Below are 12,249 nucleotides of genomic sequence, written 5' to 3' on the forward strand. Positions count from 1 at the left end.
GCCATCACAGTGGTAATTTTGACCGTTCAGCGAGCCTGTGACCGCCTATTGACAATGAATGACCATTTAATGACCACAAACAACCATTCATGCAATTTGCTGGTCAAAGTACGGAAGAAATGCGAAATTCGCCCCTGAATCTGAACCGGTGTGCAACAAATCGGCTAATTCATTATCTTTAGTATATGCAAGATGCCAAACTCCTACTGGTCGACGATGACCCTGATGTGCTGCTGGCGGCCCGATTGCTGCTCAAACGCCATGTCGCATCGGTAGACATCGAGAAAAACCCCGAAAAATTACCTTTTCTGCTCAATAATAACCGCTACGACGCGATTGTGCTTGATATGAATTTCCAGCGCGATGTCAGTAGTGGTCGGGAAGGATTTGCCTGGCTTGAGCGTATTCTGGACATCAATCCTAAAGCAAGGGTCGTGTTGTTTACGGCCTATGGGGATGTCGAAATGGCCGTTCGGGCCATCAAGGCCGGGGCTGTTGATTTTGTACTCAAACCCTGGCAAAACGACAAATTCCTGGATACGATCCGAAATGCGGTTGAAGGAGGGCGGGAGTCTGGCGATGAGTTGGCAACGTTGAATGGCAAAAAAGAGAAAAATGGGAAGGAGGTAGCCGATAAGAAGTCGCCTAAGCACACGAATATTATCGGTGCGGCCATGCGCCCCGTGCTTGAGACCGTCGAACAGGTGGCCCCTACCGATGCCAACGTATTGATTCTGGGGGAGAATGGCACGGGTAAAGATTTGGTAGCTCGGGCTATTCATGAACATTCGGATCGGAGCGACAAACCCTTTGTCAGCGTCGACGTGGGAGCATTGACCGAAAGCCTGTTCGAGAGTGAACTGTTTGGCCATGTGAAAGGCGCGTTTACCGACGCCCGCGATGACCGTGCCGGACGGTTTGAAGAAGCCAATGGCGGCACCATTTTCCTGGACGAGATTGGTAACTTAAGTCCTTCTCAGCAAGCCCGTTTACTTACCGTATTGCAGCAACGGCAGGTGACTCGCGTTGGCTCCAATAAAGCTCGCTCGATCGACGTACGGCTGATTTGCGCAACCAACGCCGACCTGAATGAGCGTGTGGCCGAGCGGCAGTTTCGGCAGGACTTACTGTACCGGATCAATACGATTGAACTGCATTTGCCTCCTCTCCGCGAGCGCCCGACCGATATAGGTCCACTGGCCGAATTCTTCCTGAAAAAGTACGCCAAACAATACAATCGTTCTGTTTCGGGTTTAAGCCCAGCGTTACTGGCGGAGATGAAGCAGTACCGCTGGCCGGGTAATGTTCGGGAGTTGCAACATGCCGTGGAGCGGGCGGTCATTCTGGCTCGTCCTGAATTGGCGCAGGGAACGTTATTAGAGCCTACGAATTTTGTGTTTAAAAATGGATCGGCAGCCGCATCGCCTGTGAACGAAACCCTCCAGTTAGAGGATATGGAGCGGCAACTGATTCAGCAGGCTATGCAAAAGCATCGGGGCAGCATTACCGACGTAGCGAGGGAGTTAGGCCTATCCCGGCAGGCATTATATCGACGACTGGAGAAGTTTGGACTTTAGATATCATTCTAAATTACCTTTGTTTCGACTAGTATGGTATACGTCCAGGAAAATAAGCCGTGCTGAATCAATCTGATAAATAATTGCATAGTTGCTTTTGAAAACGGCTCTTCTATAAGAAGCGTCTGGCGTTTTCATTACGTCATACTCAATAAAGGCGTATGGATTAAGCGGTATCCGCTCGACAATAAAATTCATGAGATCGGACGTCAACTGTCGCCCTCGCTTCTCAGAAAACTGAGCTATGTATTGCTGAATAAGGGCAACCTGTTCCAAAAAGAACTCAGTAAAGACTAATTCCCAGCGTTTGTATTCATAAGCCAAGTTTTGCTTTGGCTTCCTCAAAAGAATAGTGCTTACTCTGTTCCGACTTAAGAATTCGTTCGTTTAATTCATCATGAGTCAAGATTGGTCCTTCGGCAGGGAATGAGTTTGTGCGATCAAACTCAATGATATGTTTCTGGGCTAAGGCATTAAGAATGTTTATGACAAAGTCCTGATCCTCGTCGGCTAAAACAGTTACTTCAATCGTTGTCATACCGCTGTTTTTTATGAAATATACCAGTTAGTTAGAAAGAATTCAAGTGAAATGGAATAAGTCTAACTCGCAACGGCTAACCCCAATTCCTTCCCAATCGCTTCCTGTGAAAGCCGCACGACTTCGTCCGGGGCTTTTCCGGCTGGTTCGATACCGGGCAATACTGTCCACGACATCTGGGTGAAAGATGTGAGTGGAAATAAACCTTTAGGATTGAATCGGCCCGTTCCCCGAATCGCAATCGGAACTACGAGGGCATTGGGGGCCCGTTTGAGCAACGTAATAACTCCTCCTGGCATGAATGGTTTCATCTCGCCAATGGCCGATCTGGAGCGAGTGCCTTCGGGAAAAATAACCGCCGAACGATTGGTTTGCTGAATCAGCTTACCCAGTCGTGCAATTTCGGAAAGGGCCTGTTTGGCATCTTTGCGGTCGATAAGGGCGGCTCCGCTTTTGCGAAGGTTGTACGAAACACCGGGCGTACCTTTGGCCAGTTCGATTTTTGATACGAAAATGGGCGTATGTCGACGCAGAAACCAGATGATCGGTGATATATCGAACATGCTCTGGTGATTGGCCACAAAAATAATCGGGCGGTCGGTGGGAAGATTAGGCTGGCCCTGGTAGTGAATACGACTGCCGGTCAGATACCAGCCATAGGCGATGGCGGCATTCATCCAGTCAACTACTTTTTTGTGGGCCTCTTTGCCAAATACATTGAAGGCTATAACCTGTAAAACGTGGAAAATACACAGTACTAACCCAAAGTACAGTAGGTACAGACAACTCAGCAGATAATCCAGGACTTTTTTCATAGAGATCAGGGCGAAACCGTTCGCGCCCTAAAATTAACGATGAACTGATTTTTGTCAGGTAAAAAAACATCTACCAAGCGGATTCAATCGGTTATATTGCCGAACTTTACCCAGTCGTTAGGACAAATCATTCATTTTTTTGTTTATAGTTCATGAGCTTATCAGGCACACGCATAGAGGTGATGCGTTACGTAGGAGAAACCATCGATGCTTCCATCGACCAGTTTTTGAAACCAATAGAAAACTATTGGCAACCGGCTGATCTGCTGCCTGATACCACCAAAGAGTCGTTTCTGGACGAAGTGAAGCTCCTGCGCGAAAGCTGCCGGGAACTGTCGTACGACTATATTGCCGTTCTGGTAGGGGATACCATCACCGAAGAAGCGCTGCCTACCTACGAGTCGTGGCTGATGGATATGGAAGGGATCGATCAGGGTAATCCGAACAGTAGCTGGACCCGCTGGATTCGTAGCTGGACAGCCGAAGAAAACCGACATGGCGATTTGCTTAACAAATTCCTCTACCTGTCGGGGCGGGTAAATATGCACGCGATGGAAGTATCGACGCAATACCTGATTTCGGATGGCTTCGATATTGGTACCAGCCGTGACCCATACCGGAATTTTGTGTATACATCCTTTCAGGAACTAGCCACCAACATATCGCACCGCCGAACGGCAACGCTGGCCAAGCAGGCAGGTTGTAATCAGTTGTCGAAGATCTGTGGGGTCATTGCATCCGACGAAATGCGCCATCATAAAGCCTACAAAGAATTCGTCAATAAAATTTTTGAGGTCGATCCTTCCGAAATGATGCTGGCCCTGGAGGATATGATGCGCAAAAAGATTGTGATGCCTGCGCACTTCCTGCGGGAAACGGGTGTGAAACTAGGCGAAACGTTTGCCCATTTTTCCGATGCTGCCCAACGTCTGGGTGTCTATACCACCATGGATTATATCGAGATTGCCGAGTCGTTATTACTGGATTGGAAAATTGAATCCATTGGCGACCTGAACGACAAAGCCCAGCGTGCCCGCGATTATCTGATGGCTCTTCCCGCACGATTGCGCCGGGTGGCCGACCGGACGAAAATTCCAGCCCTGGAATATCCCTTTAGCTGGATTGCCGCTTAGCTTATGAATCGGTTCGCGATAGGTATAGCCTGGCGTATTCTGGGCGTTGTGGTACTGACCAGTGCGATTACCTACTTCTGGATTCAGGAAGCTAATGGAATGGTTATCTTTTCGTTAACCATTCTGGGGATCATTCTGACGGTCAATCTATACCGTTTCGTAACCAGTCTGAACCGAAAACTGACCCGCTTTCTGGAGTCGGTTCGTTATTCCGATTTTGCCGTTGCTTTCCGGGCCGATAGCAACCTGGGGCCTTCCTTTTATGAACTGAACGACCAGTTCAACGAAGTACTGGATGCATTCCGACAGGCACGGGCCGAAAAAGAAGCCAACCTGCATTACGTCAATACCATTGTGCAGCACGTTAGCGTGGGTTTGCTAACTTTCGATGCCGCCGGGCAGGTAGAGCTGGTCAATCAGACGGCTTTACGTTTGCTGGGTATTTACCGGCTTCGTACCCTGAATGATCTCATTCCGACGCATCCCGAACTCGCTCAATTACTGAAAACTACCACGGCCTCGCCCGTGCCGACATCCCACCAGCTAGGCGCCGATGGCGAACTGTCGGTGCGCTGTACCGCCGTTCGGCTGCGCGGACGTCTGGTAACCGTGGTATCGATGCAGAACATCCGTACCGAGTTGCAGCAGCGCGAACTCGATGCCTGGCAAAACCTGACAAAGGTGCTCCGCCATGAGATTATGAACTCCATTACGCCGATTGTGTCGCTGGCGGGCACCATGCGCGACATTGTCGAAGCCGATCTAATTCCCCTGGCCTCTGAGCAGCCGGGTGTTATTCCGAATTACGTAAACGAGTCGGTAACGGATCTGCACGATGCGTTGATGACGATTCAGCAACGGGGGGCGGGAATTATGCAGTTTGTGGATGCCTACCGGAACTTTACGACCATTCCCCAGCCGATTTTTGCGGACGTGCTTGTCGAGCCACTACTCCGTAATGTGGTGCAGCTCGTGCAGCCTTATGCCCCCAAATGCCTGATTACGACAAATGTAGGCTCCGCAAACCTGGCCATTCGGGCCGATGTATCGCAGATTGAACAGGTATTGCTCAACCTGATCAAAAATGCTATAGAAAGCATGGATGGAATGGACAATCCGCACGTTCAACTGGAAGCTATCTCGGAAGGGCCACAAGTTGTGATTCACGTGACCGACAACGGACCGGGCATTGAACCCGAAGCGTTGGAGCAGATTTTTATTCCGTTCTACACCACCAAGAAAACGGGTTCGGGCATTGGTTTGAGCTTATCCCGCCAGATCATGCAGCTCCACGGTGGAAAACTCACCGCCGAATCTACCCCCGGTCAGGGCAGTACTTTCAGCCTGACGTTCTGATATTTTCGTTATACTTACGATAAAATCAGATCATACTATCCATGTGAAATGTCCTTGTTATCAAGGTGTTGCGGAGTCGAAATCCTACGCTGATCCTGTGTTTTCTGCAGGAAGCCTTTAAAGCTGAGCAGTATTCACCTACACTAAGCCATGAGCGACTGGCAGGCCATCTGGCTGATTTTCTGGAAACCTGGATTACAACCGAAAAATCAAATTTTATCTGCATTCCGAAGGCCAGAAAGTAAATGACTCGTTCTACTTGCTGGCCCAGAAACTGGAAAAGATCATTGCCGAAAAGCACCTCCGCGACCGACGCAAATCGCTGACCCTCATCAACGAAATTCGAACGCTGGCCTTTACGGCTATGGACAATCCTCCCCGCGACGACGCATTTCTGGAAATCGACGGAAAGGCGGACTATGTGTCGTCCGACCCATTTGTATCCTTACAGGAGCGGGAGAGTCGGATTGAGCCGCGTGTGTTGGCAATTGCCGAAACGGAAGAAACGAACTATGAGTCCCTTGTGAACCAGTACGTTATCGATAAATCGGTGTTGCTGGCCAATGTGAAATACAGGCTCCGCTCGCAGACGCAGGTGACGCTTCGGGAAGTGATTGATGAGTTTGGTCTGAAGTACGGTCTGGCCGAGTTGATGGCTTATGGTAGTCTGGCGGCCGCTTCTACCAAACACCTCATCAACGATAATCAACAAGATAGCTATATGATCGGAGAAAACCGGAGGGCAGAGTTTCCGGAGATTATATTTTGCCGGTAGTTTTTTTGACAGCCGGGCCGCCGGGCTATCAAAAAAGCAATATATATCTTATGTTTTCGTTTTAGGTTACTTATGCGCGTTTTCTCTACTTTTGTTGCATGGGAAAACAAGCTAGCCAGTACGATAAGATTTTCCGGGAAAATATTGAGGCCGTTATTCCAGGCTTGATGCAACACATTCTTGGAATAAATGCTGTTTCATCGGAAGAATTGCCTGATGACGTACAGCATACCAAAGAGCGTAAGCCGGATGTGTTAAAGAAAATCACAGATAACCAGGGAAATACATTTGTTCTTCATCTGGAATTTCAACTGGTCGATGAGTCGAAGATGGTCTACCGAATGGCTGAGTACTACGTTATGCTGGCCCGTAAATATGAATTGCCTGTTCGCCAGTTTGTAATTTTTCTGGGAGCGCGTAAGCCATCAATGCCTATCCGGATCACGAGCGAATACTTGACATTTCATTTCCCGATCATCGTTTTTGCTGACCTCGACTATCATATCTTTCTCCGGTCGGCACAACCTGAGGAGGTAATTTTAGGAATTCTAGGTAATTTCAAAGAGGAAAACCCTGAAGAAGCGGCTAGACACATCATCCATCGGCTTGCTGAAACGGCAAATGGCGATTTTGCGTTCAATCGGTATTTCAATCAATTGCGTGTGTTGGCGCAATTGCGTAATTTGAGTGATAATCTAAAAGATATAGCTATGGATAGCCTCGACAATGTTTTTAGCATCGAGAAAGACTTCATTTACATGATTGGTTTGGATAAAGGCGAAGAAAAAGCTAAGGAGGAAGTTGTCAGAAATTTGCTTACGAAAACGTCTCTTTCAGTAGAGCAAGTTGCTGATGTAGCAGGTGTTTCTGTTGAATTTGTCGATAAAATCCGGCAAAAAATGGCCGATAGGGAGTAACCCGGCTTTCTCTCAAGCTATTTCACGTTTCTGGCGGCAGGCTGGCCACTGGTGCCTACGGTTTACAGCCCTTTCCCTGCAACCACGTATGTCCAAACCCTACGCATCAGCCATTGTTAAACTCCTGCAGTCGCACGCTATTTACGACGACGACCGCACCTATTGGCAACTCCTCGACCAGTACGAAACGCCCATCCGCATACCAGGTGAATCATGAAAGCGACAAAGCCAGTTGCTGCACGCGAGCCAGATAAAACAACCAGACCAAAGAAAAAGCGAAGTTTAGACAACTCTACACTGAAGCCATTTTTTGGTAAAAGCCCTGAAAACATCTGGGACAAAGACATTTACACGGGCGAAGGAAATTTTAATTTTTGATGGACGAGATTATTCAATTGTCCTGAACTATCTGACCCGCAATCAAAAAGCTTTATCACCGACTGCCGGAAACGAATTGAACAGGCAGATATGGTTTATGTTTGTGTAGCGACTCTCTGGGAATTGGCTAATTACATTCGGGAAGGGTTGATTGTGTTAGATAAAGAATTAGCTCAACGCTTCAGCCGTTTTTTCGGCGTAGGTGTCTAGCTGTTCTTCCTCAACAATTTTTACAAATGGCTGGTCGCCTAAAAGCTGAATAGCCTGATCGTATGGCTTGAACAATTGGCGATCTTTAGGACGGGCTACCAACACATCGAAGCGGGCGTTACGTTGCTCAGCATAAGGGCGCAAAAGCGTAAACTGCCCTACATTAAGGGTCGCTTTGTCCGTAATTGACTGCTCCAGCTTCAAATCGAAGCTCACGGGTTTTACCAAATTAAAACTCCCGTTTTGCCAGGCAAATGCGAATTGATACGTAAAGTTTGTCCCCTCTGGCTTTACAGTGACAGGTCGGTCAAACGCTTCACCTGACAATAGCCCCTTGAGCTGACGCTGAAGACGTTTCTGGTATTCTTTCAGTAAATAGCCTTCATCATGCCGAACCTGGTGTTCGCTTTCCTCGTAAAATGAGAGATAGAGTTTATAAAACTGCTCGCTGATGGCCGACAAGTCTTCTGTATACAGCACAGCCGTTTTTAGCTCGCCAAACTGCAACGCACTACTATCCCGAATCAGAATTTCGTTATCAATGAGCTGCCTTGGATAGGCCTCGTAATCCGCGAAGACCTCCGGCTGCTTAGTTAATTGATTAGTACGGGCAACGATTCCCTTGAAAGAAGAGCGGATGACTTTCTCGGAAAATTTAGGGTAAAGCTTCCGAATACGACCTAATCGTTCGGGGTAAAGAAACGTAGCGGTGCGTTGCTCAGGAAACAGTAGCAACACCCCAACGTTCAGCACTTCACCCAGCGACTGGGCGTACCGATATTGTAGGAGGCTATAGTAAAAGACTGAGTTCACACGATTAGACCTGCTGTTGAATTTGTACTTCTACCTCGTTAGCAATCCGAATTCTCTCATATACACTTACTCCTGCTTCTAACGATTCGAAACTTGCAGTGATAGCGTATGGAGCTTTTGCTTCTGGATCTTTATCCCATCCTTTATGACCACGAATAGCTATCATAAATTCGCTAGGAAGTTGGTAAGATTTAACGATGAACCAATCCTTTTGAAGTGTGCTATCTTGCCGTTTCACCTGTTTTATTCTACCCCAGTTCGTCCGTGCATGAATCATCCAAGGAATAGTTGAGTTTGGAATAATTAATTCCTCAGTCAAATCATCATCATTATCGTCAAACTTTTCTCTAGTTACTCGCCTTAAGAACTGCTCATAAGATTCATCTAACTTAGCTGTTTCAAAATCTAACCAAGTCGACAAGTAAGATTTAGTTAGTCGGCGAGTGCGACGGGGTTGGGCTTTATAAGCCAATGTTACCTCAACTAATACATCAAAATCAGTACCAGGGCTACGTAACTCATTAGGAATAGTAACGCTGTATAAATGCAGTTCCGCTGCTTGAATTATGTCTGAAGCAATAAGTGTAACACGGTTTTCAGTATTACCTGTTGCTCGTTGAATATCGGGTAGTCCATAACCGCATGTGCGGAGGTGAGTTAAGTTAGGCGTTCTGAAATTGTTATTGGTTAACCGCGCTGATTGAGCAATTAATGCACGATACATTAATGTTGTCTCATTTGGTAATGAGCTCTGTAATTGTGCAGCAAGGTGGGCAATTTTAGGAGCTGCAAAGGAAGTACCAACTCTGTCACGGCCAATGGCACCATTTCCATCACTAGGTACTCGAACTAATAAAGGAGAAGTGTTAGCTAATTCAAAAACCTGCAGTGGACCTGTTTTCGGTCTGACAAGGTCACCACCATATTCAACAACATCTGGCTTGATCGTACCCCACATACCAAGTCCCACTTTGGTAAAACTTGAAGGTTGACCTTCTTGACTGATAGACTGGCGTCCTGCGTCATCATAAGTGAGAGCACTAATTGACCCTACAGTGATAGCAAAGCTACTTTGCGCTGGGTTTGATATCCGACCTCCATTTTCTAACAAGTAATCTGGATAATTGCGGCCAGCTACCAGATGATCCTTTACACCTATACAGCTTGCGTGAGGGATTGAACTTTTGGGTAAATTTCCCGTAGAAACAACAAATAAAATATCTTTTTCCCACATCAACTGATCAAGTGCAGCGCCCCAAGCAGACATGTGAGTTGTCCGACAAGGCACTTTATAATTGATGGAAAGATTAAAAATTTTAGTTTCTGGAAACTGATCAACAATATCGCGCATCAGTTTGGGCGGATACAACTGCTTAGGAAGATAACAATCATCGTCCAAAACGCGTGCATTCTGAAGCCAGGCTATAGGCTGAATGTTTCCGCTAATAGGAATATTATTGGCATATAAGATAGCGCCCGCCACACGAGTACCATGACCACCGCCGGTGACATAATCATTGACATCACTTATACCGGGCAGAAAGCTTTTTGAGGCAGTAGCATCAATAGCAATGGATAAGTATCGGTGGCCTTCCATTATGCCGCTATCGATTACGCATACTTTTGGTGCGTTTGCCGATGGAGCAACAAAATCTAGAGTTTCTTCAGTGTCATAACCGGAGGCCTCTGTAGCAGGTATATCATTTTCCTCTACTTCAACAACATCAAAAACGTACTGGTAATTCAGCGCAAAATCTTTCAAGCATTTGCCCGACACACGTATCCGATATCCGAAACTATCTTGAGAATCAACTGGCCCAGCTATTAGTTCTGAGCCTTCATAACTGAATAATAAGTTCTCAAAAGCTATTTGGCGGTTATCCGCAATATTGATTCGATCTTCTTCCGCGAGCAACTTATCTTCATGCCATCTATCAATTGCCCGCTGGTAGGCTTCTTCGCTTTGGTCACGACCCTTTGTCGGATAATTTCGAACTTTAACGTAACAAGCGATACCAATGTCCAAGATGAATTCATCAGTATCTTGTATTGCTTCCCATTTTTCGAGTAAACCTTCCGATAAAATTCGACTTAACTTCCATTGCTGACCGTCGTTGATATCCCAGAGTCGAGCCTGAGCTTTTAGATTCTCTTTGGTTGCGAATTCGTCTATCTTTCTACGAAGGCCCTGAAAATCGTCAATACTTGCGCCTAAAATGAAACCATCCTCTTCTTCAGCAATTATTTCAATATTGTAAGCAGATGGAAATGTCTCTATATCAAATTTTCGTGGATCGACTTCTAACAGGACAGGTATAATTTGGGTATCCGGTAAATCCGGTAACCCTTTCTCCAAACGTTCTTGTAGATTTTCATACCAGCTTGAACGTATATTTTCAGTTGCGTCACGAAGACGACTTGCATGGCGCTGCCGATTTGCTATGTTCTGTAGAGTACGCTCATCTTCGTTAGGACCTGAACCAGTTGTACCGGGGTTTGCCTTGATATTTTTTCTTAAGACTGAGGTGTGGAAACGCCATCTGAAAGATTACCTGTACTGTTTATTTTCTTCGTAAGCTTTATTTAAATATGCTTGTGTAACAATTTGCTCTCCATCAATCACTGTCATCTTAGCGGCATCCGTTGCAATCTTTACTATAAGTGCCGCCGAGAAACCAAGCATATCTTTAGCCAGTTCATTCCAATCAACACCTTTATTCACGTTAATTGCAGCTAAAGTGTGTTTTAGTAATTGGCAAATCTCTGTTTGACCAGGCATTGGGATTTCAATAATATCATCGAATCGGCGAAACAGTGCCTTATCTAAGGCATTCTCCAGATTTGTTGTAGCGATCAATAAGCCTGGAGAGTTGTACTCTTCCAGTAAATTTAATAAAATATTTACTATACGATGCATTTCACCTACATCCTGTGCTGTTGTTCGTGACTGAGCGATAAAATCGAATTCGTCCAGTAATAATACGCAAGGGTAGGTTTTCAGCGATTCAAATAACTTGGTCAAATTAGTCGCCGATTCGCCTAAATAAGAAGAAATTATCGCTTCAAATCGGACTTTGAGAAATGGTAACCCAATGTTCCACGCAATTCGCTCAGCACTCATGCTTTTACCACAGCCAGGATGTCCGTAAAGAAGAATTTTTTTCTTAGGTTTTAATCCATAGCGTGCAAGCCGTTCTCGCGCTACATACTCTTTTTCTATTCGCTGAATTTTTGTTTCTACTTCATTAGGCAATATCATCTCATGCCTTAGCAACTCTCGTTCAACCGGTGTTGCTAGAGGTAGCTTGTTACGTGTGTCTGTTGGGATCGATACCCCTTGTGGTATTAACCGTTTTAACTCACCTTGGAAGCCCTGCCGCTTAATATTTTTCTCTAAAATATCGGTTAGTCGGTCAGCTAGTCGGTCATGCCCTTTATTACGCTCGTCCTCCACGATCCGATATGCCACCTTCACGATGTCATCGTCTCGGTTGCCCTCAATAGAGCGAAATAAACGAGTCATTAGGTCTTGATTCATTATCGTTTGTAACGAAAATCTCCGTTATATGATGGTTCTGAAGGTAAATTTTTAACAGTTCAATCTACCCCAATTTAAGGTAAATTAACGTAATAATCTACGATTTGCAGCTATAAATAGGGCTTTCGGAAGAAAAAAATATGATTCTGTCATCCGAGGTAATTTTCTAATATGCGATATAGTTACAGGTCTGCTGGGT

14 protein-coding genes are annotated in these 12,249 nt (G+C 46.0%); 8 read left to right on the plus strand and 6 right to left on the minus strand.

What is annotated here, in order from left to right; genetic code table 11:
- The first annotated feature begins 185 nt into the window (after nucleotides 1-185).
- A complete protein-coding gene (locus tag B153_RS0100905) occupies nucleotides 186-1,577 on the plus strand; it encodes a sigma-54-dependent transcriptional regulator (protein ID WP_020594765.1) in 1,392 nt (463 codons plus the stop codon).
- 3 nt (nucleotides 1,578-1,580) lie between these two features.
- Here the strand turns inward: B153_RS0100905 and B153_RS38820 are convergent, their stop codons facing one another.
- The 3 genes from B153_RS38820 to B153_RS0100920 all read right to left on the minus strand — a co-directional run bounded on the left by B153_RS38820 (nucleotide 1,581) and on the right by B153_RS0100920 (nucleotide 2,930).
- Nucleotides 1,581-1,922, minus strand: coding sequence for a type II toxin-antitoxin system RelE/ParE family toxin (locus B153_RS38820; RefSeq protein ID WP_425423138.1), 342 nt, complete (start codon nucleotides 1,920-1,922; stop codon nucleotides 1,581-1,583).
- On the minus strand, nucleotides 1,891-2,115 hold the full coding sequence (locus tag B153_RS0100915; protein WP_020594767.1) for a hypothetical protein: 225 nt from the start codon (nucleotides 2,113-2,115) through the stop codon (nucleotides 1,891-1,893). The genes B153_RS38820 and B153_RS0100915 overlap by 32 nt, the downstream gene beginning before the upstream one ends.
- Before the next feature lie 62 nt (nucleotides 2,116-2,177).
- The gene (locus tag B153_RS0100920) at nucleotides 2,178-2,930 is read right to left on the minus strand and encodes a lysophospholipid acyltransferase family protein (RefSeq protein ID WP_020594768.1); all 753 of its coding nucleotides are present in this window, start codon (nucleotides 2,928-2,930) and stop codon (nucleotides 2,178-2,180) included.
- Between the two features lie 152 nt (nucleotides 2,931-3,082).
- Between B153_RS0100920 and B153_RS0100925 the strand changes: the two genes are divergently transcribed.
- The 7 genes from B153_RS0100925 to B153_RS37965 all read left to right on the plus strand — a co-directional run bounded on the left by B153_RS0100925 (nucleotide 3,083) and on the right by B153_RS37965 (nucleotide 7,489).
- Nucleotides 3,083-4,063 carry an acyl-ACP desaturase gene (locus B153_RS0100925; RefSeq protein ID WP_026261820.1) on the plus strand — a complete coding sequence of 327 codons (981 nt, stop codon included), beginning with the start codon at nucleotides 3,083-3,085 and terminating at the stop codon, nucleotides 4,061-4,063.
- 3 nt (nucleotides 4,064-4,066) lie between these two features.
- Nucleotides 4,067-5,419, plus strand: a complete 1,353-nt coding sequence (locus B153_RS0100930) for a sensor histidine kinase (RefSeq protein WP_020594770.1) — start codon at nucleotides 4,067-4,069, stop codon at nucleotides 5,417-5,419.
- A gap of 68 nt (nucleotides 5,420-5,487) precedes the next feature.
- Nucleotides 5,488-5,664: a hypothetical protein gene (locus B153_RS37515; RefSeq protein ID WP_020594771.1), complete on the plus strand. Its 177-nt coding sequence runs from the start codon at nucleotides 5,488-5,490 to the stop codon at nucleotides 5,662-5,664.
- A 14-nt stretch (nucleotides 5,665-5,678) separates the two neighbouring features.
- A complete protein-coding gene (locus B153_RS0100940) occupies nucleotides 5,679-6,194 on the plus strand; it encodes a DUF3375 family protein (RefSeq protein WP_020594772.1) in 516 nt (171 codons plus the stop codon).
- Nucleotides 6,195-6,292: 98 nt separating this feature from the next.
- On the plus strand, nucleotides 6,293-7,111 hold the full coding sequence (locus B153_RS0100945; RefSeq protein ID WP_020594773.1) for an RpnC/YadD family protein: 819 nt from the start codon (nucleotides 6,293-6,295) through the stop codon (nucleotides 7,109-7,111).
- Nucleotides 7,112-7,199: 88 nt separating this feature from the next.
- Nucleotides 7,200-7,328: a hypothetical protein gene (locus tag B153_RS38670; protein ID WP_020594774.1), complete on the plus strand. Its 129-nt coding sequence runs from the start codon at nucleotides 7,200-7,202 to the stop codon at nucleotides 7,326-7,328.
- Nucleotides 7,325-7,489, plus strand: coding sequence for a hypothetical protein (locus B153_RS37965; protein WP_020594775.1), 165 nt, complete (start codon nucleotides 7,325-7,327; stop codon nucleotides 7,487-7,489). The genes B153_RS38670 and B153_RS37965 overlap by 4 nt, the downstream gene beginning before the upstream one ends.
- A gap of 168 nt (nucleotides 7,490-7,657) precedes the next feature.
- On the opposite strand, the gene B153_RS0100960 is transcribed toward B153_RS37965, so the two are convergent.
- The 3 genes from B153_RS0100960 to B153_RS0100970 form a co-directional block, all read right to left on the minus strand.
- The gene (locus B153_RS0100960) at nucleotides 7,658-8,512 is read right to left on the minus strand and encodes a DUF3037 domain-containing protein (protein ID WP_020594776.1); all 855 of its coding nucleotides are present in this window, start codon (nucleotides 8,510-8,512) and stop codon (nucleotides 7,658-7,660) included.
- 4 nt (nucleotides 8,513-8,516) lie between these two features.
- Nucleotides 8,517-10,868, minus strand: a complete 2,352-nt coding sequence (locus B153_RS0100965) for a S8 family peptidase (RefSeq protein ID WP_020594777.1) — start codon at nucleotides 10,866-10,868, stop codon at nucleotides 8,517-8,519.
- Nucleotides 10,869-11,060: 192 nt separating this feature from the next.
- A complete protein-coding gene (locus tag B153_RS0100970) occupies nucleotides 11,061-12,050 on the minus strand; it encodes an AAA family ATPase (RefSeq protein WP_020594778.1) in 990 nt (329 codons plus the stop codon).
- Between the last annotated feature and the right edge of the window lie 199 nt (nucleotides 12,051-12,249).

Origin of the sequence: Spirosoma panaciterrae DSM 21099 (genome assembly GCF_000374025.1) — a bacterium.
In the GTDB taxonomy this organism is placed as follows: domain Bacteria; phylum Bacteroidota; class Bacteroidia; order Cytophagales; family Spirosomataceae; genus Spirosoma; species Spirosoma panaciterrae.